This window comes from Luminiphilus syltensis NOR5-1B, assembly GCF_000158175.1.
Classification (GTDB): domain Bacteria; phylum Pseudomonadota; class Gammaproteobacteria; order Pseudomonadales; family Halieaceae; genus Luminiphilus; species Luminiphilus syltensis.
Map to the genome: position 1 here is coordinate 275,029 of NZ_DS999411.1, position 23,760 is coordinate 298,788.

General features: G+C 58.6%; 26 protein-coding genes. 11 read left to right on the top strand and 15 right to left on the bottom strand.

Annotated elements, in window-relative coordinates:
* Positions 1-8: 8 nt before the first annotated feature.
* From NOR51B_RS01185 to NOR51B_RS01210, 6 genes are all read left to right on the top strand, one after another.
* Positions 9-632, top strand: a complete 624-nt coding sequence (locus NOR51B_RS01185; protein WP_009021705.1) for a peptidylprolyl isomerase — start codon at positions 9-11, stop codon at positions 630-632.
* Positions 629-1,387, top strand: coding sequence for a pyridoxine 5'-phosphate synthase (locus NOR51B_RS01190; protein ID WP_009018867.1), 759 nt, complete (start codon positions 629-631; stop codon positions 1,385-1,387). Before NOR51B_RS01185 ends, NOR51B_RS01190 begins: the two co-directional genes overlap by 4 nt.
* Positions 1,384-2,070, top strand: coding sequence for an RluA family pseudouridine synthase (locus tag NOR51B_RS01195; protein WP_009019328.1), 687 nt, complete (start codon positions 1,384-1,386; stop codon positions 2,068-2,070). Before NOR51B_RS01190 ends, NOR51B_RS01195 begins: the two co-directional genes overlap by 4 nt.
* A gap of 78 nt (positions 2,071-2,148) precedes the next feature.
* On the top strand, positions 2,149-2,652 hold the full coding sequence (locus NOR51B_RS01200; protein WP_009020025.1) for a DUF2244 domain-containing protein: 504 nt from the start codon (positions 2,149-2,151) through the stop codon (positions 2,650-2,652).
* A gap of 56 nt (positions 2,653-2,708) precedes the next feature.
* Positions 2,709-4,055, top strand: coding sequence for a 30S ribosomal protein S12 methylthiotransferase RimO (gene rimO, locus NOR51B_RS01205; RefSeq protein ID WP_009020710.1), 1,347 nt, complete (start codon positions 2,709-2,711; stop codon positions 4,053-4,055).
* Positions 4,056-4,058: 3 nt separating this feature from the next.
* Entirely contained in the window at positions 4,059-4,772 is a 714-nt protein-coding gene (locus NOR51B_RS01210) for a 16S rRNA (uracil(1498)-N(3))-methyltransferase (RefSeq protein ID WP_009019662.1), read from the top strand.
* Between the two features lie 34 nt (positions 4,773-4,806).
* Here the strand turns inward: NOR51B_RS01210 and msrA are convergent, their stop codons facing one another.
* Complete coding sequence (gene msrA / locus NOR51B_RS01215; protein WP_009021348.1) at positions 4,807-5,472, bottom strand: peptide-methionine (S)-S-oxide reductase MsrA; 666 nt, start codon at positions 5,470-5,472, stop codon at positions 4,807-4,809.
* Between the two features lie 133 nt (positions 5,473-5,605).
* Between msrA and NOR51B_RS01220 the strand changes: the two genes are divergently transcribed.
* Genes NOR51B_RS01220 through NOR51B_RS01240 form a run of 5 tightly spaced genes read left to right on the top strand, consistent with a single transcriptional unit; the run spans position 5,606 to position 9,328 of the window.
* On the top strand, positions 5,606-6,298 hold the full coding sequence (locus tag NOR51B_RS01220; protein WP_009021678.1) for a vWA domain-containing protein: 693 nt from the start codon (positions 5,606-5,608) through the stop codon (positions 6,296-6,298).
* Positions 6,298-7,017, top strand: a complete 720-nt coding sequence (locus tag NOR51B_RS01225) for a J domain-containing protein (protein ID WP_009020768.1) — start codon at positions 6,298-6,300, stop codon at positions 7,015-7,017. Before NOR51B_RS01220 ends, NOR51B_RS01225 begins: the two co-directional genes overlap by 1 nt.
* A 30-nt stretch (positions 7,018-7,047) precedes the next feature.
* Positions 7,048-7,371, top strand: a complete 324-nt coding sequence (locus NOR51B_RS14750; RefSeq protein ID WP_154647572.1) for a heat-shock protein HtpX — start codon at positions 7,048-7,050, stop codon at positions 7,369-7,371.
* 2 nt (positions 7,372-7,373) lie between these two features.
* The gene (htpX, locus tag NOR51B_RS01235) at positions 7,374-8,249 is read left to right on the top strand and encodes a protease HtpX (RefSeq protein ID WP_009020158.1); all 876 of its coding nucleotides are present in this window, start codon (positions 7,374-7,376) and stop codon (positions 8,247-8,249) included.
* A complete protein-coding gene (locus NOR51B_RS01240) occupies positions 8,246-9,328 on the top strand; it encodes a S1C family serine protease (RefSeq protein ID WP_407635202.1) in 1,083 nt (360 codons plus the stop codon). Before htpX ends, NOR51B_RS01240 begins: the two co-directional genes overlap by 4 nt.
* 45 nt (positions 9,329-9,373) lie before the next feature.
* Here NOR51B_RS01240 and NOR51B_RS01245 read toward each other — a convergent pair whose 3' ends face one another.
* The 14 genes from NOR51B_RS01245 to gspC all read right to left on the bottom strand — a co-directional run bounded on the left by NOR51B_RS01245 (position 9,374) and on the right by gspC (position 23,704).
* A complete protein-coding gene (locus NOR51B_RS01245) occupies positions 9,374-10,789 on the bottom strand; it encodes an alanine/glycine:cation symporter family protein (protein WP_009020132.1) in 1,416 nt (471 codons plus the stop codon).
* Position 10,790: 1 nt separating this feature from the next.
* Positions 10,791-12,131, bottom strand: coding sequence for a sodium-dependent transporter (locus NOR51B_RS01250; protein ID WP_040481512.1), 1,341 nt, complete (start codon positions 12,129-12,131; stop codon positions 10,791-10,793).
* A 212-nt stretch (positions 12,132-12,343) separates the two neighbouring features.
* The gene (locus NOR51B_RS01255; protein WP_040481515.1) at positions 12,344-13,084 is read right to left on the bottom strand and encodes a type II secretion system protein N; all 741 of its coding nucleotides are present in this window, start codon (positions 13,082-13,084) and stop codon (positions 12,344-12,346) included.
* Complete coding sequence (gene gspM / locus NOR51B_RS01260; RefSeq protein WP_009021069.1) at positions 13,081-13,548, bottom strand: type II secretion system protein GspM; 468 nt, start codon at positions 13,546-13,548, stop codon at positions 13,081-13,083. Before gspM ends, NOR51B_RS01255 begins: the two co-directional genes overlap by 4 nt.
* Positions 13,545-14,714, bottom strand: a complete 1,170-nt coding sequence (gene gspL, locus NOR51B_RS01265; protein WP_050759389.1) for a type II secretion system protein GspL — start codon at positions 14,712-14,714, stop codon at positions 13,545-13,547. The genes gspM and gspL overlap by 4 nt, the downstream gene beginning before the upstream one ends.
* A 90-nt stretch (positions 14,715-14,804) precedes the next feature.
* On the bottom strand, positions 14,805-15,851 hold the full coding sequence (gene gspK, locus NOR51B_RS01270) for a type II secretion system minor pseudopilin GspK (protein WP_050759390.1): 1,047 nt from the start codon (positions 15,849-15,851) through the stop codon (positions 14,805-14,807).
* The gene (gspJ, locus tag NOR51B_RS01275) at positions 15,832-16,488 is read right to left on the bottom strand and encodes a type II secretion system minor pseudopilin GspJ (RefSeq protein WP_009019664.1); all 657 of its coding nucleotides are present in this window, start codon (positions 16,486-16,488) and stop codon (positions 15,832-15,834) included. The genes gspK and gspJ overlap by 20 nt, the downstream gene beginning before the upstream one ends.
* On the bottom strand, positions 16,472-16,879 hold the full coding sequence (gspI, locus tag NOR51B_RS01280; RefSeq protein WP_040481517.1) for a type II secretion system minor pseudopilin GspI: 408 nt from the start codon (positions 16,877-16,879) through the stop codon (positions 16,472-16,474). The genes gspJ and gspI overlap by 17 nt, the downstream gene beginning before the upstream one ends.
* The gene (locus tag NOR51B_RS01285; RefSeq protein ID WP_040481520.1) at positions 16,854-17,411 is read right to left on the bottom strand and encodes a prepilin-type N-terminal cleavage/methylation domain-containing protein; all 558 of its coding nucleotides are present in this window, start codon (positions 17,409-17,411) and stop codon (positions 16,854-16,856) included. The genes gspI and NOR51B_RS01285 overlap by 26 nt, the downstream gene beginning before the upstream one ends.
* Before the next feature lie 43 nt (positions 17,412-17,454).
* Complete coding sequence (gene gspG / locus NOR51B_RS01290) at positions 17,455-17,886, bottom strand: type II secretion system major pseudopilin GspG (RefSeq protein ID WP_009021400.1); 432 nt, start codon at positions 17,884-17,886, stop codon at positions 17,455-17,457.
* A gap of 3 nt (positions 17,887-17,889) precedes the next feature.
* Positions 17,890-19,110 (bottom strand): type II secretion system inner membrane protein GspF, encoded by a 1,221-nt coding sequence (gspF, locus tag NOR51B_RS01295; RefSeq protein ID WP_009019782.1) that lies wholly within the window; start codon positions 19,108-19,110, stop codon positions 17,890-17,892.
* Positions 19,107-20,621: a type II secretion system ATPase GspE gene (gene gspE, locus NOR51B_RS01300; protein WP_050759507.1), complete on the bottom strand. Its 1,515-nt coding sequence runs from the start codon at positions 20,619-20,621 to the stop codon at positions 19,107-19,109. The genes gspF and gspE overlap by 4 nt, the downstream gene beginning before the upstream one ends.
* A gap of 16 nt (positions 20,622-20,637) precedes the next feature.
* Positions 20,638-22,668, bottom strand: coding sequence for a type II secretion system secretin GspD (gene gspD / locus NOR51B_RS01305; protein WP_040482232.1), 2,031 nt, complete (start codon positions 22,666-22,668; stop codon positions 20,638-20,640).
* Positions 22,669-22,699: 31 nt separating this feature from the next.
* Positions 22,700-23,704 carry a type II secretion system protein GspC gene (gspC, locus tag NOR51B_RS01310; protein WP_230198377.1) on the bottom strand — a complete coding sequence of 335 codons (1,005 nt, stop codon included), beginning with the start codon at positions 23,702-23,704 and terminating at the stop codon, positions 22,700-22,702.
* Positions 23,705-23,760 lie beyond the last annotated feature (56 nt).

Genomic DNA, 23,760 nt, shown 5'->3' on the forward strand with positions numbered 1-23,760 from the left:
TAAAGACCATGTTGAAACCACTGCACACAGTAATCCTGCTGCTCGCCGTTGCGTTCGCGCTGCCGTCGGCAGATTCCCTGGCTCAGGAGAGCGAGCCGTCCTCTGCCCCGGTACTGGTGCGCCTCGAAACCACCTCCGGCGATATCACCCTGCGTTTACTGGAAGAGAAATCGCCGACAACAACCGCCAATTTCCTTGCCTATGTCGACAGCGGTCACTATGACGGCACGATTTTTCACCGGGTCATCCCCAACTTCATGATTCAGGGCGGGGGCTTTGACACCCGGCTCATCGAGAAGCCCACCGGCGAACCTATAGTCAATGAGTCGATCAACAAGTTGCACAACATACGGGGCACGGTGGCTATGGCTCGAACCGGCGACCCCGACAGCGCAGCCGCCCAGTTTTTTATCAATCAGCGCAGCAATCTGCGCCTCGATTGGGCGCCGGGAAGAGCGGGTTACACGGTCTTTGGGGAAGTCGTCGATGGGCTGAACGTTGTCGATTTTATTGCCACCGCCCCAACCGGCGATGCCATGGCTACCCAGGTTGATGGCCGGAAGGGGCCGCTTTCCGACGTCCCCCTGGAGCCGATTATCATCAAGCGCGCGTTTCGGGTGACATCGGATTGACGATTCTCTCCATCAACCTCAACAAAATTGCGCTGATCCGTAACTCTCGCGATACCACCATACCCGATGTGCTCGACCACGCCCGGCAGTGCATTGCTGCCGGCGCCGGTGGCATCACGGTACATCCGCGACCCGACCAACGCCATATTCGCGCCGACGACTGTCGAGAGTTAAAGGCGGGCATTGACGTGGAACTCAATATTGAGGGCAATCCATTCGCACCACCCCGATCCAGTGATCGTGCCGGTGTCAGTGACTATCCAGGATTTATGGCGCTGGTGGAGGAAGTGCGGCCTGCACAGGCGACGCTGGTCCCCGACGGCGATGCCCAACTGACGTCAGATCACGGGTTCGACCTGGAGGTCGATGGTGAGCGCCTGCAACCGGTGATCGAACAACTCAAGGCCTGGGGATGCCGCGTCAGTCTGTTTATGGATCCTCTCCCCGAAGCCATGGCAATGGCCCGCGACGCGGGAGCCGATCGAATCGAGCTTTACACCGAACGCTACGCCCGAGCCCACGCGGCGGGTGACTACCTGCAGGCACTGACGGACTATCAGGCGGCGGCCCGCGCGGCTGCGAAAGTGGGATTGGGAGTCAACGCGGGGCACGACCTGAACCTGAGCAATCTCCCCGACTTTGACATCCCCGAGTGTCTCGAGGTAAGTATTGGCCACGCGTTTACCGTCGATGCGTTGCAATACGGTATTGAACGCGCGATCCAACTTTATCTACAGGCACTTGAAGGCCGATGATCACCGATCCGGCCACGCCGGATAGTCCTCCCTACCTGGTTCCCCACACCCGGGAGCCGATACGACTGCTGTATCAGGACAATGACTTGCTCATTGTCGAGAAGCCTACTTTGCTGCTCAGTGTTCCAGGGCGGCATCCACTGAACCGGGACAGCCTGATGACCCGGCTGATGCCACGCTTCCCCGATGTGGCGGCGGTACATCGACTCGACCTCGATACCTCCGGTTTAATGGTCGTACCCACGCGCCGAAGCGCGCTCTCGGCACTGGGCCGGTTGTTTCAGGAACGTCGGGTGGAAAAGGAGTATCTCGCGGTCGTTTGGGGCGTCTTAGCTCATGACTCAGGGACGATCGACCTGCCCATTATTGCCGATTGGCATCGTCGGCCGTTGCAAAAAATCTGTCATGACACGGGTAAATCTGCAATCACACGGTATACGGTGCTCAAACGCGGCACAGATCGCACATTGCTTCGACTGAACCCCGTCACCGGTCGCTCGCACCAATTACGCATTCACTGTCGTGAGATCGGGCACCCGATTCTGGGTTGCGATCTCTATGCCCACGCAGACGCCCTTGCGGCAGCACCGCGCTTGCTACTGCATGCGACGCGTCTCGCTTTCCCACATCCGACGCTCGGTCATCGTCTGGCCGCCGTGTCACCGGCGCCGTTCGGCGTTTGAACAGCTTGGCCGGGACATCGGATTTTCTCTTCTCCGCGTATTGGCTAGCATCAGGCTAAAGCAGTAAAGGGCTAACGTGTGATTCACCATTCAGAGGCAGGCGGTGCCAAAATCATTATCGCCAAGCCCAATCATTCCTCTTCCTGGCGCCACAATCTCTGGGCGCTGGTGGCTATTGCCGTCCCCTCCCTCGCCGCTGCGATCGGTTTTACGCTGCTAGGCGCCTGGCCGATACTGCCGCTGGCCGGGCTTGAATTGGGTTGCCTCGGTGGTGCGCTCTATTACGTCAACTGGAAACTGCAATATCGACACGTCATTACACTGACCAAGGACCGCATTAAAATTGACAAGGGGCACTACGCACCGCGACGAACCTGGCGCTTGCCCCGGGAGCAGACCCGTCTGGCGGTCACCCCGGAAGCGCATCCCTGGGACGGACCCGCGCTTGCGATTCACAGCCGCGAGCACCACGTGGCGGTCGGCGAGTTTCTCAACCGGGATGATGCACTGGCCTTGATGAAGCTTTTGAAGGCTGAGTTGCGGACCGGTACCCACAGCGCCCAAACCCGTCTACAGCTGTAGCATTCCATGCCGGGTGGTACCATTGCGGCCCCGAAACTCCCGCGCCGATATCCACTATGACCAATACCAACAGCAGCAGTGCAGAAAACAGGCCGCAGCGCGTCGGCTTTGTCTCGCTCGGCTGCCCCAAAGCGCTCGTTGATTCCGAACGCATCCTGACGCAGCTGCGGCTCGATGGCTATGAAGTAACACCCTCCTACGAGGATGCCGGGGTCGTCATTGTTAATACCTGCGGCTTTATCGACAGCGCCAAGGCCGAGTCACTCGAAGCCATCGGAGAGGCCATCGAGGAAAACGGCCGCGTATTGGTGACCGGGTGCATGGGTAAGGGCGCCGACGCCGAGGCGATTCTGGAGGCGCACCCCAAGGTGCTGGGTATCACGGGTCCGGCGGCCTATGAGGAGGTGCTCAGTGAAGTACGGCGCGTGTTGCCCAACAAACACAAACCCGACCCGACGATCGATTTGATTCCCGCTCAGGGTGTCAAGTTGACGCCGCGTCACTACGCCTACCTCAAGATTTCAGAGGGCTGTAATCACCGCTGTCGGTTTTGCGTTATCCCGAGCATGCGTGGCGATCTGGTCAGCCGACCCATCGGCGAGGTGATGCGCGAGGCAGAAGGTCTGGTGCGCGCGGGGGTTCGCGAGATCCTGGTGATCTCCCAGGATACCAGCGCCTATGGTGTTGATTTGCGCTACCGCACCGACTTCTGGGACGGGCGACCCCTCAAAACCAATCTGGAAACACTTGCGGCTACGCTTGGCGAGCTGGGCGTCTGGATCCGCCTGCATTACGTCTATCCCTACCCGCATGTCGACAAGGTGATACCGCTGATGGCTGACGGCAAGATTTTGCCCTACCTCGATATCCCCTTACAGCACGGAAGCCCCGCGGTACTTGAGCGAATGAAGCGGCCGGCGGCGGCAGAGAAGACCCTCGACCGAATCCATCGCTGGCGGGAGGTTTGCCCCGATATTACCCTGCGCAGCACCTTCATCGTCGGCTACCCCGGGGAAACCGACGCCGAGTTTCAGGAGCTGCTCGACTTTATGGAGTCAGCCCAGCTCGATCGCGTCGGTTGTTTCAAGTACTCGCCTGTGGCCGGAGCGGCGGCGAATGACCTGCCCAACCCCGTTCCCGAGGCCGTCAAGGAAGAGCGGTGGCAAATCTTCATGGCCCTGCAACAGCGCATCAGCGCCGATAAGCTGCAGCGGAAAGTCGGCTCCACCATCGACGTTTTGATCGATCAGGTTGATTCAGAAGGCGCCATCGGTCGCTCGGCGGCGGACGCGCCCGAGATCGATGGCCTGGTTCATCTACCGGGTGCATCGGACCTGTCTCCCGGCGACCGTGTGCGCGGCGAGGTCACCGCGGCTGACGATTACGATCTCTGGCTTGGCTAATCGTTGAATATACTGCTGCTCACCGAGAACGACTGGTTGCACGGCGATGAGGTTCGCCTCACCGACCACCGGTTCCAGCATATCCAGCGGGTACTCGGCGCCGAGGTAGGGACCTCGTTAAAGGTGGGATTGGTCGACGGCAACATGGGTACCGGCACGATCACTGCCATTGATACGGGCGAAGTACTGATGCAGGTGGCCCTGAGCGAGTCGCCCCCTCCGCGCCACCCTTACGATATCGCCCTCGCCCTGCCCCGCCCCAAAATGCTGAGAAGAGTGCTGCGCACTGTCGCCGAGTTTGGCGTCGGGACCCTGCATCTGATTCACAGCTGGCGCGTGGAGAAAAGCTATTGGCAATCGCCGTTGTTGCAGACTGGAAACATACAGCGGGCGCTGCAGGCAGGTCTCGAGCGGAGCGGCGATACCCGGATGCCGAAAGTGCACCAGCACCGGCGCTTTCGGCCGTTTATCGAGGACATCCTGCCCGCACTGATCAGCGATCGTGCCGGCGTCATCGTGCACCCCGGCAGTGAACCGGTGCTCGCCGCCGATCAGACGGACCACAAGGCGCTGATTCTCATCGGGCCGGAGGGTGGTTTTATCCCCTTTGAGGTCGAGCTGGCCTGTCAGCAGGGTGTATCCGTCCGCAGTCTTGGTCGGCGAATCCTGAGTGTCGACACGGCGCTGAACACTGTGCTCGGCCGGCAACTGATCTGATGGCGCACCCCGTCAAAAGGGCGTAGCCCCTTGATCAGGCTTCGGCAGCCACCCCGGTTCCGATGGCACAGGTCACACCGGTGCCGCCGACTCCGCAATAACCACCCGGATTTTTGTGCAGATACTGCTGATGGTAGTCCTCGGCGTAGTAAAACGGCGGGGCTTCCATGATCTCAGTAGTGATATCACCAAAGCCCTTGGCGCTGAGCGCACTCTGGTACTGATCACGGGACGCCTGTGCCGCGGATAGCTGATCCGAATCGGTACAGTAAATGGCCGAGCGATACTGTGTGCCGTAGTCGTTGCCCTGACGCATACCCTGGGTTGGATTGTGATTCTCCCAAAAACACTCGAGCAGCTGCTCGTAGGTGATAATCGTCGGGTCAAAGACCACAAGAAACACCTCGGTATGACCGGTGAGTCCCGAACAGACCTCGCGATAGGTCGGATTGGGGGTCTGCCCGCCGGCGTAGCCCACGGCAGTGGTATACACCCCCTCCAGCTGCCAGAAACGGCGCTCCACTCCCCAAAAACAGCCCATGGCAAACACCGCGCGCTGATAGCCTTCGGGGAAAGGAGGTAGCATCGGCGTTCCGAGAACCGCGTGCTGACCGGTAATTTCCACAGGCTCGTCGCGCCCGGGCAGCGCTTTCTCGGGCGAGGGAATCGCGTGTTTTTTTCGCAGATCAAAAAGGTTCACAATGAGACCACTGAACGTTTCAAATGTAGGGTAAGTCTAAGGGATTTGCCGTCCGATTAGCATAGGCTCCAAAGCTGTGGTCTGGCGTCGAGCATTCTGCATCACCTGCGCCAGTCAATCGAGGGAGGCGACAATGAGCAAGTCACTCACCACAAACCCGTCCAGCGATGTCAGCGCCTTCCTGAAAAAATCGAAGGCGATTCGCCGAGTTGTTGAGCGGCAGTCCCGCCTGATGTTTGCCCTCGACGCCACCGCGAGTCGCGAGCCCACCTGGGAGCGGGCGCGGGCGCTGCACAACGAACTATTCACTGCCGCCGTCACAGGATCCTCATTGGCGCTGCAACTGGCGTATTACCGGGGATTTAACGAGTTCGTTGCCAGCCCGTGGTTGACGGCTGCCAGCGAGTTACAGGCGCACATGTCCGCTGTGGCGTGCCAGGGCGGTCCCACACAGATAGGCCGGGTGCTGCGACACTATCTCGCCACCAGCACACCCGCGACCCCCGTGAGGGCACTGGTCTTTATCGGGGACGCCATGGAAGAAAGCGCCAAAGAGTTGTGTCAACTGGCGGCGCAATGCGGCGTCAGGAAACAACCTGTTTTTCTTTTTCAGGAAGGCCACGATAACAACGTCGCCGGCGTGTTCGAGCAAATGGCGAAAAACAGTGGTGGCGCCTACGCTCAGTTTGATGCCAACAGTGCCGAGCGGCTCCGTTCACTCCTCGAGGCGGTGGTTAGATTCACCAGCGGCGGCCATAAAGCGCTAACCAGTTCCGGGACCGAAGCTGGTAAACTACTACTCTCCCAATTACCCCGTAGAGACTAGTGCCCAAGTTAATACTGCTTCTCGCGATTATTATCGCCCTGGTCATCGTTGTACGTCGGGTACAGCGTCTTCCCCCGCACAAACGGCGATCCGGCTTCATCCAGCTCGGTCTTATTGTTGCGGCCATCGCCGCGGCACTGCTGACACTGGCCGGAAAAATGCACTGGCTCGGCGCTGCCATCACCGGGCTTGCGGTCGGGCTGCGGCAGCTGTTACCCACGGTGATCCGCGCCTTTCCCTTACTCCAGCAATGGCTACAGCACCGTCAGCAAACCAACACCGGGCAGCACTCCGAAGTACGCAGTGCACTACTGACTATGACCCTGGATCACAGCTCCGGCGAATTGGCGGGCGAGGTCCTCAGCGGACCTTACGAGGGTTGGCTGCTGAATGAAATGACCCGTGAACAACTGGACGAACTACTGGCTTTTTGTCAACAAAACGACAGCGACTCGGCACAATTACTGCAGAGCTATCTGGAACAGCGGTTCCCCGATGACGATTCAGACGCCGAGGCCGAGGCCAGCGCTTCCGCATCGACCGGGGGTATGTCGCGAAAAGAAGCGCTGTTGGTACTCGGTCTTGGGGGAGAACCCAGTGATGAAGAAATCATCGCCGCCCACCGCAGCCTCATGCAAAAACTGCACCCGGATCGCGGAGGCAACGATTATCTCGCCGCCAAGATCAACCAGGCGAAAGACTTTCTCATCAAACACTGACATTTATTAACCAAGCTTATTTGGATGATCATGACGCAAACCCACATTATCTGTAATCAGGACGGTCACTACTGGGGACGCAGTAAAGCCTGGATCGATGGCAGCGAGGCGCCGCGGGTCGCCACATTCGACCATCGCGATGAGGCGGTTAATACACTGGTAGAACTCAGTGCCCGGGATATCGATCTGCGGGGCGAGATCAAATGTATCGAACGTATCGACAATAAACTGCCCAAACTCCCGATCAGTGACGTGCCGATTCCCGGGGCTGATGACGAGACCGATAGCCTGGCGCTTGAAAACGAGCAGAATGACACCCATAACACTCTACAAACCGTCCTCTCGGAGACCTAAGCGTGCGCATACTCCTGTTTTTGGCGACTAACCTCGCTGTGCTGGTCCTGGTAGGCACCGTTTTTACCCTGCTGGGCTTTGACAGCATTCTTGCCGCCAATGGCGTCGACCTCGATTTAAAGGCGCTGCTGGTTTTCTGTGCCCTCTTTGGCTTCGGCGGATCATTGGTATCACTGCTGCTGTCGAAATGGATGGCAAAACGCAGTACCGGCACTGCCATCATCTCCGCCCCGCGAAATCGAGAAGAACAATGGCTGGTCGACACCGTCGCTGAATTGGCCGACGCCGCTGGTATTGGCATGCCCGAGGTCGGCGTATTTCCCTCCGAAGCCTCCAATGCCTTCGCCACCGGCTGGAATCGTAACAGTGCACTGGTCGCCGTAAGCAGCGGCTTAATGCGTCGCATGCAGCCCAACGAAGTGCGCGCGGTACTCGCCCACGAAATCGGCCACGTCGCCAATGGGGACATGATCACCCTCAGCCTCGTACAGGGTGTGGTCAATACCTTTGTCATGTTCTTTGCCCGGGTAATCGGCCATACAGTAGATCGCGTGGTCTTCAAAACCGAACGGGGTTATGGACTGGGTTATTTCGTCGTCACCATCGTCGCTGAAATACTCCTGGGACTGCTGGCCAGCATGATCGTCTTCTGGTTTTCGCGTTTTCGCGAGTACCGCGCTGACGCGGCCGGCGCCAGCCTGACAACGCCTCAGGACATGATTGGCGCATTACAGCGATTACGCGAAGAACAGGGGTTACCTGGGGATTTGCCCGGTGAGATGACGGCCTTCGGCATTCGTACAGGACAGTCAAAATTTGGCGCATTGTTTCGCTCGCACCCGCCACTGGAAGACCGCATTAGAGCGCTGCAGTCGTGATATCCCCATTTCGCGGGTTGCTGCTACTGCCGGCGACCTTGAGCGCGCTTTTGGTGGCGACGGCCTGCTGGTCTTCAGATCCTCCCCCCGAAACTGACTACCTCAGTTTTGCCACGGACGACGAAGCCAACACCACCGAGGTTTTCAGTGCTGCAAGCCCCGCCGTCGTGTTCGTAACCAGTAGCGAATTGCGTCGCAATTTATTCTCGCTCAATATTCTCGAAATTCCACGGGGCGCAGGCTCGGGGTTCATCTGGGACGAAAACGGGCTCATCGTCACCAACTACCATGTCGTCGCCGGGGCCGATCGGCTGACGGTAACCCTGCAGGACCAGACCGAGCACAAGGCCGAGATCGTGGGCCTTGCCCCCGAAAGGGATCTCGCCGTGCTGCGTCTTCTCGATCCCCCTGACAACCTCATCACACTACCCCTTGGCGACTCTTCCGATCTTTCGGTGGGGCGGAAGGTATTGGCCATTGGCAATCCTTTCGGTCTCGATACCACACTGACCGTCGGCGTGGTCAGTGCGCTGGGACGTGAAATCCAGTCACCAAGTAACCGGCGTATCCGCAATGTTATTCAGACCGACGCCGCCATCAACCCGGGTAATTCCGGCGGCCCACTGCTCAATTCCCTCGGGCAGCTCATTGGCGTCAACACCGCTATTTATTCCCCCAGCGGTGCCAGCGCCGGCATCGGTTTTGCCATACCGGTCAATACGGTCAAGGAGTCAGTGCCGCAACTGATCGCCTACGGCAAAATCATGCGCCCCACCCTGGGACTCGAGCTTGCGAGCGATCGCTGGATGAAGCGCTACCGGGTCGAGGGCGTACCCATCGTACGTGTTGTCCGGGGGTCTCCCGCCGACCGTGCGGGCCTTATTGGCGCCTATCGCGGGTCACGCGGAGAACTTCGACTTGGCGATGTGATCACCCACATCGACGATGCTGAGATCCGTTCAACCGATGATTACCTGACCACGATGGAACAGCACGAAGTCGGCGACGAAATCGAAATTAGAACCCGCCGGGATGATAGTGAGCTGTCTTACACGGTTACGCTGACCGATATGCGATGAAGTGGCGTCCCTGGCTTATTGCGATCGCGATTGCGGTACTCGCGATCATCCAGTTCGTTCCGGATCGGCAGTCGTCCCCCAACTCTCCGGATCCAGATCGAGGGTCGGTTCCTTGGACAGATCAAAAACCGGCGCTTGCCCCGCCCGACGCTGATCCTCGAAATTCCTGAGTATTCGAATACCGACGGGATAGAGCTTCCACAGCGCGTATAAATTGGTCAGTGCCAACAGCGCCATGGTCAGATCCGAAAAGCTGAAAATCGTACCCAAATCCTGCATCGAGGCCCAGGCGATAATGACCAGAATAAAAATGCGAAAAACCGTGAGCGTGCCCCGGGGAAGATCATCAAAAAAGGCGATGGCATTTTCACCGAGGTAGCAGTTGTAGGCGATAGAAGTCACCGCAAACATCACCAGCGCAATACTGACCAAAGGTTCCCCCCAATAGCCCAGATGTTCCGCCAACGCCAGCTGCGTCATGGTGACACCGGGCATGTTCGCTGCCTCCGGCTGGTAGACGCTGGACAGCAAAATGATCAGCGCGGTCGAGGTACAGAGAATCATGGTGTCGATGAAGACGCTCAGTGCCTGAACCAGCCCCTGGGAAATCGGGTGCGGCACATCGGCAACCGCGGCAACATTGGGTGCGGTTCCCAGCCCCGCCTCATTGGAAAACAAACCACGGCGAGCCCCCTGCATCACGGCGGCAGCAAGTCCACCGCCCATCACCTGATCGAAGCCAAAGGCTGACTTGATAATCAGGCCGAGGGCTGCGGGGACTTCGCTGATATTGAGAACCACCACCACCACTGCAGCAATGAAGTAACCCGCCACCATGAGGGGTACGACGATTTCAGCAAATAACGCGATGCGGCGAATTCCGCCAAAAAGGATCACGCCCATGAACGCGGTAAGCACCAGGCCCGCCTGCCAGGCCGGTATTCCAAAGGCGGATTCCACCGACTGGGTCAGCGCGTAGGACTGAACTGCATTGAAGCCAACGCCGATGGTCAACAACAGCAACACCGAGTAGACCACCGGCAAGACCTTCCAGCCCAATCCGTAGCGCATGTAATAGGCCGGGCCACCCCGGAAATCCTCACCGGTGTGTCGATGCTTGAACAATTGGGCGATGGCGCATTCAAACAGGCTGGTCGCCATACCGATCAGCGCAATCAGCCACATCCAGAAAAGCGCCCCGGGGCCGCCGAGTGCGATCGCAACCGCCACTCCGGCAATATTGCCGCCACCCACCCTTCCGGCGATGCTCACCACGAGGGCCTGAAATCCGCTGATACCCCGATCGGTACCTCCGAGGTGGCTGTGCAGCAGGCCTGAAAACATGGCACCAAAGAGTCGCAGCTGGGCGAAGCGCGAACCGACGCTGAAACGCAGCCCCACACCGATCAAAACCACGATCAAGACATAGGACCAGAGCCAGTCGGTAATGGTTACCAACATATTAGATCAGCCCACTGACAAGAATGACGGCAATCGCAGGAACCACCAGATAGCGTACCAGCGCGCGCCAGGTCACAAAGGCTGTGGAGTTCGTATTGAGCTCATCCTCACTGTGGGTGCGCAGTACCCGCCAACCCGCAAAAACAGCAATCATCAGCCCGCCCAGGGGCAGTAGAACCTTTCCGGGTAAATCCTCGGCGATATCGTTGAAATTCATTCCTGCAATGCGTACTTCGGACCAAACGTTATAGGACAACACGCTGGCGATGCTGCAGACAGTCACTATCAGGACTACGGCGGCCACACTCAGGTGTCGATTAACATCGAACCGCTCATCGAACCAGGCGGTGACCGACTCGAGAAGACCGACCAGTGACGTAATCCCGGCAAAGGCCAACATCAGAAAAAAGAATACCGAAAACACATGTCCACCGGGCATTTGCGCAAAAGCGACCGGTAGTGTTTGAAAAATCAAACCGGCGCCGCTGCTCATATCCAGGCCGAAATGGAACACCATGGGGAACACCACGAACCCTGCCAACAAAGCCACCATCGTATCGGCGAAGACAATCAAAGCCGCTCCTCCAACAATGGAGAAATCCTTCGGTAAATAAGACCCGTAGGTCATCATCCCGCCCATGGCGATACTCAGGGAGAAGAACGCCTGCCCTACGGCGGCGAGCACCACTGAGCCATCGACCTTGCTGAAATCCGGGGTAAACAGCCACTCGAGGGTCGTCATGAAGCCCCCGGTAAACGCGTTGTAGATACCCAGGCCAATCAGCAATACAAACATGACGGGCATCATCACGGTCACGGCGCGCTCTATACCGTCCTTGACGCCGGCGAAGATAATACCGCCCGTGATCAGCGTGCCCACAACCGTCCATAGCAACATCATCGAGCTATCGTCGAGCATATTACTAAAGGACTGGTTGGCAGCAGCGGCATCGACCCCGGCAAAGCCAGTACTCAGCGCGCTGAACAAATATTTCAACACCCAACCGACAACAACCGCGTAAACCACTGAAATGGTGAAGGCCGTAAAAACGCCCATGCCGCCGATCCAGCTCCAGATCGGCGAACGTCCTGATTCCCGTGCGACCACTTCGACCGATTTCGGTGCACTGCTACCCCCTCGTCGACCGATCATCAACTCGGCGATAAGGCAGGGAACACCGATGGCGTAAGCGCATAAAAGATAGATCAGTACGAAAGCCGCACCACCGTTCTCGCCGGTGATGTAAGGGAATCGCCAAATATTGCCAAGACCGACCGCAAACCCCACCGAGGCCATTACAAATGCGAATCGACTCGACCAATGCGCTGAACCGCCTGCCATGCAGGAAACCTCCTAGCTTGCTGACTAAATCACGAGAGCTGGCGCGAAATAAACCCGGGGCTCACCCAAAGCCACTCTGTGGTAACGATAACCCGAACACGCGCATACCCGCGCAATGCAGATACTACCCTACTGCGGGGCAGAATTTTCTCGGGTGGCGCCAGGCGGTCCCCCGGTAATGCGTAAACGGGTTTCCACACCAAGCCCAACGACTAAAAACGACCTTCGGCGGCCAATTCGAAACCACCCGCAGTGGGCACTGCCATCATGCGTAACGACGCCGCAAGCATCGGATCGGTCAAGGCCGGCCCACTCAGGTCGATATCCAGCCGGTAGTTACGCTCCTGAAGCTGAACCGTACCCTCGATGACCAATGGTCCCTCCAGCGTGATCCACTCGCCAGTGATAACGGAATCTCGTGTCTCGACCGGCAGCGCGTAGGAGCCCAGCGCGCTATCGCCGCGATCCGCTGTCCACACCGCCTGCTCCCACACCAGACGTCCGTTCACGGTAGTGGGAACACCACCGGCGATCTCCGCCTGCGCTACATCCAGTCGAAGCCTTCCGCCAACATACAGGGGAGCAAATTGCCTGATCAGTCCGGCGTCGAATTCCGCGGTGAGCGCCTTCAGCGCCAAACGATCAGCACCCCGAACGTTTACGGTGGCCGCTAATCGCTGGTTCCCCCACTGGCTGCGAAGCTCGACCGCGGGTGAGAACCTGATCAGCGACAGGGGCGATAAACGCCAGCTCAACCGGCCCAATGTCATCGATCCCGCCGGTGTAGACAGGACAGCCCTGGCCGCCTCACCGCGCCACACGGTACCGCTTACGGCCACCAGAGAAAGATTGGGCGGCAACAGCACCGTCAGTAAATGTGCGGGAATAGTCGCGATCATCATCGCGACCAACCACAACCCGCCCGTTGCGGCGACGGCGCGCCTTGGGGTCACGACTGGGCAATCCGAATCGACGCGTTCACCGAGCCGCTGCGACCCGACTGAGCGATAGATGCCTCCACGATTAACAGCCCCTCAACGACCTCGATTCGATGCAACCAGCGCACCAGCAGGTCGTAGTCGACGTCTTCCATGCGAATCTGGACCTCACCTCGACTGTTGGGCTGCATTCTCTGTACCGCGATACCGAGCGCCCGTGTCGTGCTATTAATCGTTGCCGTTATATTTTGTGAACGGCGACTCCCACCCTGCTCACGCAGGTACATCAACTGGGACACCTTGGTATCGACCCGGCCCAGTAACTGTGCCGCCGCATCATTGGTAGCGAGTAGCCGCTCACGCTGGGTTTTTGCTGGCATCAGTAGCGCCTGATAAACCAACCAGAGCGACAGCGCGCCAGCAAGCAGCAGTAAGGCTATCTGGTCGCGTTGGGGTAATTGCCTGAACCAGGTTTTCACGATGCCACCTCGATACGCAGGCGCGCGCGGACACGAGTCTCAGCAGCACTCGAACTTTCCAATGTGGTTTGATAGCCCCGCTGACTCATCGCCGATCGCAACCGCTCTACCGCCGAGAAGTCAGGCGCCAGGAGGTTAACCCTGACCTGCCCCTGGCGCCCACTAAAGCTGAGATTGGCCAATGTAATCCCAGTCTCCTGCGCCAGCACCGACGTAATCGCCGCGAGTGTTGGCGTGAACGCGCCGGAGACATCCGATGACTGAAACTCAGCCAACTGTCTATCGAGCTGTTTCTCCGCATCGACCATGGCGCCGCGGGGGTTGGCTTGTCGATAACTGCTTTCAATCGCGGCGCGAAGCGCCTGATTTTCATGTTTCAGGCGTTGTCCAATCACCAGGTCAGACCCCAACTGAAGCAGAAGGGCAGCCCCCGCCGCCATCGCCACCCAGCGCCACTCGCCCCACCAGCGCTGAAGCGGTAATCGGGGTGCATAACGGCCCTGGCGCAGATTGAGGGTTGCCGGTCCAATATCGGCGACCAATAGCGCGTCACCAAAACCACCCTGCCGCCACTGAACCATCGCTCTCAGCTCATCGGGGATCGCCTGAAGTGCCCTCTGCCGATCGTTGCCATAGGCAATCAGGCCAGACTCCGGTGGAGGCAGCGCGCGCAGCAACGCAGGCAACAACTCATACTCAATCCGGGTGCCCTGGTACTCCGCGATGCGCAACAGCACCGAATCCTCTTCAAATAACAGCGTCCACTCTCCAGCCTGCCAGGGCAGCAGCAGGGGCTCGGGCAACCACCGGCGCAGACGCGAGCAGTGCGGGAAGACTTGCTGAACACTGTCAATGACGGACTCTGCACAACAGGCCACCGCGTAACGGTGGTCGCTGCAGGCCTGATAGGCAAAGTGCAACGCATCGACATCGTCGGCAATGTCCTCTTCGACCAGATAAGGCAGGGATTTGGCGATATGCCGGGCTTCCTCCGGCGCCAATTCCCTGACGAACAGTCGAACCGCATCACCGGCGATGGCGAAAACGGCGTTTTCTGGTATCGCGCTGTCTTCGGTAAGGGTATCCGGCGTCTTCGAACCTGCCCTCCACAGGCGCGGGGCACCCTGCTCAAGACGCACAACGGCAAGATTCTCAGTCGCCGACATGGTGTACTCCGTGGAGAGTGACAACAGTACGCCAGGCGCGAGAAAATCCTGGCGATTGCTGGCAGGTATCGACAATGGCAGTGCGGGTTTTCACAGATCTCCCATGGTTCGGTACCGGGTGATGAGACTATCGCCATCGCGCTCGATGACACTGTACAGACGCTGTTCGGTGTCGGCAATCTCGACTCGGGCGGTCAGCAGAAACCAGTTTGAGCGCTCGCCCAATTCGCCGGCCACGTTGTCAATGCCGTACGCCTCGAGCAAAGTCTCCGTAGTCAGTTCATCCAGCGATTGCCACTCGCCGTCAGTTCTGCCGCGGACCAGAGCCTCCCCGTCAAGCGCGGTTAATGGCTGCAGTGTGGTCTCGGTGTTCAAACTTCGCAGTACGGTAGCGGGTGCGGTCAGCACATTGAGCGCGCCGCCACGTTCAGGCCACACCGTGACGTAGGGTGCCAACGCTTGATAAATATCATCGTTCATACCGATCACGGCACGCAACTCAGTGACACTGGTGAGGGTGCGGTTAGCCGGACGGTAAGGGGGATTTTTCCTCTGATACGCATCGCGCTCGGCACCGAGAGGACGTGGTGCATCATCGGTATCGATGAAATCGGCAATCGAATCCACCAATTTCAGTGCCTGCCCCTCATCCATGTCTGGGATTTCAAGGGCAAGCAACAAGCGAACAAATTGCCGCTGATGGGCAGTTAAACGATCTTCCCCCTGCCGCACATTCGAGTCAGGCCCATCGGTCGCGCCGTCGCTTCTCGCTTCGACCAGCCCGTTCAGATTGAACCGGCCCTGTAAATCCTCGATTGAGCCCCTTAACCAGCCCCCTTCCGCAAGGGGATAGTTGGCCGTTTCAGTGGCCCATATTTCCTGGAGATGGTCGGTCGCACGATCCGAACCCACGTCGTTTCTCGTGTCCAGGCGCAAGGCGATTTTGGCCAGATCCTCCGCGGCACGCAGGTACTGCCACGCCTGCTCCTGTTGCAGGGTACCGCCGACCCTTTTCAGCTGCAGGGTGAATTCCCGCTGCAACCCCACCATCAAAGCAGCGGCTATGGCAAAGATCAGTAGGGCAACGACAAGCGCAGCCCCGTCCTGACGCCGCGGTTCAGTAAGGTGGCAAGACATACAGTCGACTCAATTCACCCCAATCCTGCAGCTCCAGCGTCATGGCAACAGCGGCGGGAGGATCTACCACGGTGTCGGGTGACGCGACATCCGCGATCCAGCTTTCAGCCCACTGTCGGCGATCGACCTCGATGCCTCGGCCGTTGCGCAGATTTGCCACGTCATCGAGAAACTGGAGTCGTACCGAAGCCACCTGCTCCAGTAATACCACCTCGATCGGTTCGGTTTGGGGCATTCGATCCAGCACCGGATAGCTGGCCCGCAGCAACCGATCACCGTCGAGCCGATAAATCACTCGCTGCAGCGCGCTGCGCGGCGCCGAGACGGTGTTATGCCAGCCACTGCGAGTAAACACCAGCAAGTCGCGCGCAAGCGCCCCGCCGACGAGCGCGGACTCGAGCGTACCGAATTCATCCAGCACCGAACGGTTCGTTACCTGGCGAAGATCACGAGCGAGAATGGAAAGTGCACGGTTCACCTCGTGCAGCCGCTCCGCTTGCTGGCGTTCACGCTCGACACCACTGATTACCGCATCCAGGGTGGTATAACCCACAACGGCAACAAACGCGGTAATGGCCATCGCCACCAGCACCTCGACCAGCGTAAACCCGCCTTGCCGCTCAGTTAACAAGAACACGCTCGGGGGCGATCAGCGCGGTCAGGGTGTGCAGCGTCGTGCCATCATCGTCGCCAGTTTCATCAACGCTGATTTCAACGCGAAAAAAACCGGGAACATCGGTTGCCTGAGACGTCATCCACCAGTACCAATCGCGATCCAACATTCGGACCTCGCCGCTGGCTTCGCGCAAACTGAGCGTTTGCTCCTGTGCCACAATCAGCCGGAACTCAGCGAGCACGTTACTCGCAACGAGACTCGCCACCGAGCGATCTCGCATATACGCCGTACCGTCTATTTGCTGCATCAAACCGAATACCAGCGCCGGCAATGCAACCGCCACAACGGTCAATGCCACCATCACCTCAACCAGGGTAAAACCGCGCTCAGGATTCCTCTTCAATGCGCTCACCCCCCGGGAGTAACTCACTTCGCCCGAACAGGTCCCACTGCAATCGGTAGAGTAGATTACCCGTCGCCCGATCAACCCAGTCGAGTTGGCCCGGCGTCACTTCGCCGCCGGCGAAGAAAACGATCTGCGGTATGGGCTGGCGCATCCCGTCGTCAGCCACACCCAGATCCGGTTGCCCTTCCAGTGAAATTCGCAGCTCCGTCGTTGGCGCAAAGACTATTTCAGCAAAGGCGTCAGCCCCGGTGCGAGGCGCTGCCCAGCCCTGATCGTAACGCCTGAGCCATGTTGCGCGTGCCTGATAGCCATTGACGGCATCCGCCGTTGTCAGCAGAAGTCCGTGATCGGCGCCGGTGAGTTCTGATTCGGCGAGGGCTGTCGCCATAAGACTGGCCACCAGTCTCGCCCGGTCGCGTTGCTCGATAGGCTGACCACCGCTGCCCACATTAAAGGCAACCACCGATGTCAGCAGCACAATGATCAGCACAGCGACCAGCAGTTCAATCAGACTGAAGCCTCGAATCGATCGCGTCATAGCCTCTGGAGTTGACATTGTTTAGCGCGGTTTCAGCGGAGCTTCAGCCCTGACTGTCGGTCCAGTTACCAATATCGGCGTTCTGACCCTCCCCCCCCGGGAGCCCATCGGCACCGAGCGAATAAATATCGACCTCGCCATATTCGCCAGGCGAGAGGTACAGATACTCGCGGCCCCAGGGATCAACGGGAAGCTCTGACAAGTAACCGCCGGCTTTAAAATTTCTGGGCTCGGGAGCGAGGGTGCTGGGAGTCACCAGCGCCGCCAGCCCCTGCTCGGTACTCGGGTAGATGAAATTGTCCAAACGATAAATCTTCAGTGCCGTCTCGATTGACTTGAAATCAGCGGCCACCTTTTTGATTCGCGCATCATCGGCGCTGTTCAGAACCGTGGGCGCCACGACGCTGATCAACAAACCCATGATGACCAGTACCACCAAAATCTCGATCAGCGAAAAGCCCTGATGCCTGCGCATGATTTACCTCACCATCGTATTCAAATCAAAAATCGGCAGCAGAATGGCGAGGACAATAGCCAGCACCAATCCCCCCATGAAAACCACCATCAGCGGTTCAAAAAGACCCATCACCGTACCCAGCGTCATTTCGAGTTCACGTTCCTGATTGTTTGCCGACCGGGCCAGCATTGTTTCCAAGTCACCGCTGGCTTCACCCGACCCCACCATGTGCACCATCATCGGTGGGAAGAACGGCTCCTGTGCCAAAGCGCGATTCAAACTGCTGCCTTCCTGCACACGAACAGCAACGGCGCGGCTGGAGTCCTGCAATACCAGGTTCGACATCACCGCACCGGCGATTCTCAAGGCATCCAGCAGGGGAACGCCACTGGCCATCAGAATGCTGAGCGTCGATGAAAATCGTGCAGTATCGATGCTGACCAGCAAACCGCGAATCAGGGGAATGCGCAGCAATAGCCCATGCCATCTCCGACGTCTGCCGGGATCGCGAAGCAGGTAACGAAATGCCACTACTGCCGCCACCAGAATGAGTAATAACCCCAGGCCGTAGTCCCGGAGAAAATCACTGGTGCCAATCAAGGCCACTGTCAAAGCGGGTAAGTCTTTTTGAGTGTGGGCAAAAATACCGACCAGTTCCGGCACCACGAAAACCATCAGGGCGGCCACCACGGCGATGGCGACGGCGACCAGTACCAGCGGATAAATCATTGCCATCTGCAGTTTTTGCGCGGTGTGCTGACGATTCTCCGTGTAATCGGCGAGTTGTTCGAGCACCGGCGCCAGCTGTCCCGCCTGCTCACCCGCGTGAACCATCGCGCGATACATATCGCCGAAGGCACCCGGGAACTGACTCATTGAACTCGCCAGGGTATAACCCTCGGCCACCTTCGATCGAACCTGCAGCAGCAGGGCCTTCGTGGACGATTTCCGCGTCTGCTCGGCGACCGCCTGCAGGCATTCATCGAGGGGCAGCGCAGACGCGACCAGGGTGGCCAATTGGCGGGTAATCAAAGCGATTTCAGCCGCACCAAGACGCCTGCGCAGGATCGGTAAATTGAGCTGCCAGCGCTCCGAGGCACGCGCCGCCGCTGTGCTGACCTCCACCGGGCGCAATTGTCGGCCACGGAGTTGTACCCGCACGGCACGCTCGGAGTCCCCTTCGAGAACACCATTCACCAGCTTGCCATCGCTGTTGAGCGCCTTGTAACGAAACGCAGTCATAACTCGGTAATTGAGGTGACGCGCAGCACCTCTTCGATACTGGTCTCTCCCGCGAGCACGCGGCGGCGTCCATCGACACTGATGCCGGAATAGCGCTGCCGTGCTGCCGACAACAGCGCCTGCTCGCCACGGGCATCATGCACCAGCTGCCGCAGCTCCTCGTCAATTTCGATCAGCTCGTAGATGCCGGTGCGGCCCCGATAGCCGGTCTGATTACAATGATCACAGCCATTGGGGCGCGACAAAACAGGGGTATCCGAGGGCTCCAATCCGAGCAGCTCCCGTTCGGCGTCAGTCGCCTTTGCCTGTATTTTACAGTCCGGGCACAGCAGTCGCACCAGCCTTTGGGCCATCACGGCCAGCAGGCTGGAGGACAGTAAAAACGGCTCGACACCCATATCCTTCAAACGTGTCACCGCACCAATCGCCGTATTGGTGTGCAGCGTGGACAGCACCAGATGGCCGGTTAACGATGCCTGCACCGCTATTTCAGCGGTTTCGAGATCGCGGATTTCACCGACCATGACAACATCGGGATCCTGACGGAGTATCGCCCGCAGGCCGCGGGCAAAGGTCATATCCACTTTGGTGTTGACCTGTGTCTGGCCCACGCCCGGCAACATGTACTCGATGGGATCTTCAATCGTTAGAATGTTCCGGGAGGTCTGGTTGATACTGGAAAGTCCGGCGTAGAGCGTTGTGGTCTTTCCTGACCCTGTCGGACCGGTCACCAATATAATGCCGTGAGGCGCCCGGAGTGCCTTTCGATACCCCGCCAGCACCTGCGCATTCATCTGCAGTTGGTCCAGCTCGAGCTGACCGGCCTGCTTATCGAGCAAACGCAGTACCACGCGCTCGCCGTGCGCCGAAGGAATGGTCGACATTCGAATATCGACCGCATGGCCCGCAATCCGAACCGATATGCGGCCATCCTGCGGCACCCGCTTCTCTGCAATATCGAGTTTCGCCATCACCTTGAGCCGTGACACGAGCAGCGAAGCGAGCATTCGCTTGGGGGACAGCACCTCGGTTAACACACCGTCGATGCGATAGCGGACACTGAGGCGGTCCTCAAAGGTCTCGATATGAATATCCGACGCCTGATCTTTAACCGCCTGCGAAAGAATGGCATTGATCAGGCGAATAATGGGTGCATCGTCTTCCGCATCCATCAGGTCACCCAGATCCGGAATTTCATCGACTAGCTTGGCGAGGTCAACATCGGCGCCAATGTCCTCAGCCATCTGCGCCGCTTCGCTATTGGTGCGCTGGTAGGCGGCGGTCAGACGAATCCGAAACCGCTCCTCGCTGATCACTTCAAGCGCGAAGGGAGCGCCCAAAAATCGGCGCACTTCGAGCAAGGTGTCCGGGCTCAACGCGCCGGTATGGTAAAGCGTCGCACCCTGTTCCGAGCGCGTCAGCAGTACGCCCTTGGCTTTGGAAAAAGCAAACGGTAGAAGACCGTTGGCCGGCGCGACGGCGTCCAACTCGACAGCCGCTATCGATTCGATAGCATCGCCTGCGAGATCATTCACCGCCGGCGTCTCCGACAGCGGGCTCCTCGGGTAGCCGGCTCACCTGCTCCTCCCAGGTCGGGATAACCGGCAGGTTGCCATCGTCGAGGAACATCAGCCCCCGCTTGCGCCGCTCGAGTTGCTGCTCCCGAATAAACCGGTACTTTTCTGCTGTAGCACCCGCCAACTCGACGTCGGTACGCACAATCGTCGGACGGATAAACACCAGCAAATTGGACTTGCTGACCTCGACCACATCATTGCGAAAAAGCCGGCCCAGCAAGGGTATGCTCGACAGAATCGGCACCCCCTGCTGGCTATCCTGTACCTCATCTTTCACCAGACCACCCAGCACCACAATATCGCCATCACTGGCCAGTACTTTGGTCTCGATCTTGCGTTCATTGGTAATCACGTCCGATGCCACGAGCAACTGCTGGCTGATACTGGAAACTTCCTGAACAATATCGAGGACGACCGAGTCGCCCTCATTCACCTGGGGGGTCACCTTTAAGGTAATGCCCACGTTCTGGCGCTCGATGGTCTGAAAGGGATTGCGGGCTGAGTCGCCAGATCCGGTATTGGTGAACGAGCCCGTGACAAAGGGCACCTGCTGCCCCACGGTGATATAAGCCTCCTCGTTATCGAGGGTTAGAAGACTCGGCGTCGACAGGATGTTGGCATTGCCCTGGGTCTCAAGGGCGTTGAGGATAACGGTCATGGTCAGATCATCATCGACGGCACCCCAGCCCAGTGTAGCCCCGGGAACCTGCGAGAGCGCGCCGGCGAGATCGGTAATGCCAATATCGCCGGAGCTATCCCCATCTCCGGGCAGTATGGCGTCGGCAATGGCGGCGTTGCGCGCCCGCTGGGCAGAAGACGTACTGATATTGCTGCCATAAAAGCCACTGTCATTGGCAAACAGCCACTGCAAACCGAGCTCCTGCCCCTCAACCACTTCCATCTCTACGATAATGGCTTCCACCAGAACCTGCGCACGCCGAATATCGAGACGAGCGATCACCGCTTCCAGCGCCGCCATTTCATCAGCGTCCGCCGTTATAATCAGTGCGTTGGTACCCTCATCCGCCTCGATGGTCGAATTGCCACCCGCAGAACGCTCTCGCTGGCCGTTGTCGTCAAGACGAGTAATATTCTGCATTACCCGTGTGAGTACTTCAGCGACCTCGGCAGCATTGGCGTATTCAAGATAGATCACCTTGACGTTACCGCTCTGCTCCAAGGGCGTATCAAGATAGGTAATCAGCTGCTTGATGCGACCACTGTTCAGTTCATCCGCGGTCACCACGACGCTGTTGGTGCGCTTGTCCGCGACCAGCGTCACTTCTTCGCCGGCGCCGCCTGCCTCACCCTCATCGGTTTCGAGCGTGCGCAGCATCTGTACGATATCTTCAGCGACACCGTATTTGAGTCGAACCACCTCGGTCGAGCGCACCGCCGAGCTGTCCATTCGATCAATAATCTCGCGAATGCGACCAATGTTGGAGCGAATGTCCGAGATGATGATCGCGTTACTCGGCGCGTAGGCCGCCATGTGGGCCTGCTGCGGCACCAGTGGCCTGAGAACCGGTATCAGCTTGGCCGCTGATACGTTCTCGAGCCGAATCACCTGGGTCACATATTCGTCATTGGTCAGTGTATCGGTGAGGGGAGGCACGCCGACAGACGAGGAGCGGGCGTCCTTATTCTGTATGACACGAATCACGCTTCCGCTGCGCACCGCGGTATAACCGTGGACATCGAGAATCGAAAGAAACAGGTCATACAATTCGGATTTGGTCACGGGCTCGGTGGAGACGACCTTGACCTTTCCCTTAACTGAGGGGTCTACAACAATAGTACTGCCGGTGACATCGGCAACGAATTTAATGAGCTCCTGAATATCCGTATCTTTCAGATTAACGGTATAGCTTTGCGCGAGAGTCGGTGCGGTTGCCAGCCCACAGGCCAACCCCAGAACAAGCACCACCACCGTGGCAAAATGCGACCGGGGCGGTCGAGCTTTGCGGATCGTGGATGACATGCTGGCATCTGCCGCCATGGCGTTATAACCCCTACTGCTCTGCATTGAGACTCACGCTTATGGACACGGGCACTCCGCCACGCTCAACTTCAAAATAGGCACTGTCAGCGGCTCGCATCGCCTGATAGAGCTTGAGTGTGTTGGCGGGATCGCTCAATGGCAACCCATTTATCGCGGTCACCAGATCGCCCGCGCGAAACCCCAGTTGCCGAAAGACGTCAGCTTCACGACCGGGCGCCAGTCGATAACCCCGCAGCCCGCCATCGTCACGCACAACCGAAACACTGACCACCGAAGCCAGGGTCTGCGGCTCGTCGTAGAACTTATCCCTATACCGCGCGGCCAGTTCGCTCCTCGCGGGATCATCCACCCTGATTTCCCGCGCCTGCGAATTCACCGGGCGTTCAGCGCGGGGCACTGGGCGCCCCGGCGCGGATTTTACGCTCGCCATCCGGGAAAGTTCATTGTCATCGAACAGGGTCAACAATTCGTAAGTCCCTTTATTGTCAATGACGACCTGGCGCGACATGACCTTGGCGAGCGTTACCCCGCTGGAAACCGGCAGGGTGTCACCGACAGCATAAGTCAATTCGGTATTACCCGATTTAATGACCGCACTACCCAGTCCATCCTCGGTGGAGGCCACAATCCCGGTAAGGGTAAGGCCCAGCCGCGACTCCCGCGCTCCGTCCTCAATCCCCTCTCTGGAACTGTCAGTCGCTGTATCAGCGAGGGGTTCAGGCTCGGCGGCCGCGATCGATTCACCGAACAATCCAAGACCCACCATATCTTCGAGATCCACGGCCACGGACTCGGACAGGGATACGCCGGAAACAGGATTTATGACCTGCCCCATCGACTCCACAGGAGCCGCCCCCGGCAGGATCGCCCAAAGTCCCATAACCAGGCTATGGCTCGCCCATATGAAAAAAAGCAGGATTGCGGCTCGCCTAATCCAGAGTAATCGATCACCGGTCGACAGCAATCGCGCCGTCTGGGCCAGCTTACGCTCAACGCTACCGGACCAGACGCTCAACATCGCTCCAGATTAGCGGGAAACCCATGCGGGTTGTGATCATTCTCGGGCAGTGC

Bases quoted from the DNA above. Each gene is read 5' to 3' on its own strand.
- NOR51B_RS01185 (WP_009021705.1), top strand. From the start codon at position 9: ATGTTGAAACCACTGCACACAGTAATCCTGCTGCTCGCCGTTGCGTTC.
- NOR51B_RS01195 (WP_009019328.1), top strand. From the start codon at position 1,384: ATGATCACCGATCCGGCCACGCCGGATAGTCCTCCCTACCTGGTTCCC.
- rimO (WP_009020710.1), top strand. From the start codon at position 2,709: ATGACCAATACCAACAGCAGCAGTGCAGAAAACAGGCCGCAGCGCGTC.
- NOR51B_RS01220 (WP_009021678.1), top strand. From the start codon at position 5,606: ATGAGCAAGTCACTCACCACAAACCCGTCCAGCGATGTCAGCGCCTTC.
- NOR51B_RS14750 (WP_154647572.1), top strand. From the start codon at position 7,048: ATGACGCAAACCCACATTATCTGTAATCAGGACGGTCACTACTGGGGA.
- NOR51B_RS01245 (WP_009020132.1), bottom strand. From the start codon at position 10,789: ATGTTGGTAACCATTACCGACTGGCTCTGGTCCTATGTCTTGATCGTG.
- NOR51B_RS01250 (WP_040481512.1), bottom strand. From the start codon at position 12,131: ATGGCAGGCGGTTCAGCGCATTGGTCGAGTCGATTCGCATTTGTAATG.
- gspL (WP_050759389.1), bottom strand. From the start codon at position 14,714: ATGTCGGCGACTGAGAATCTTGCCGTTGTGCGTCTTGAGCAGGGTGCC.
- gspK (WP_050759390.1), bottom strand. From the start codon at position 15,851: ATGTCTTGCCACCTTACTGAACCGCGGCGTCAGGACGGGGCTGCGCTT.
- NOR51B_RS01285 (WP_040481520.1), bottom strand. From the start codon at position 17,411: ATGACGCGATCGATTCGAGGCTTCAGTCTGATTGAACTGCTGGTCGCT.
- gspG (WP_009021400.1), bottom strand. From the start codon at position 17,886: ATGCGCAGGCATCAGGGCTTTTCGCTGATCGAGATTTTGGTGGTACTG.
- gspF (WP_009019782.1), bottom strand. From the start codon at position 19,110: ATGACTGCGTTTCGTTACAAGGCGCTCAACAGCGATGGCAAGCTGGTG.
- gspD (WP_040482232.1), bottom strand. From the start codon at position 22,668: ATGTCATCCACGATCCGCAAAGCTCGACCGCCCCGGTCGCATTTTGCC.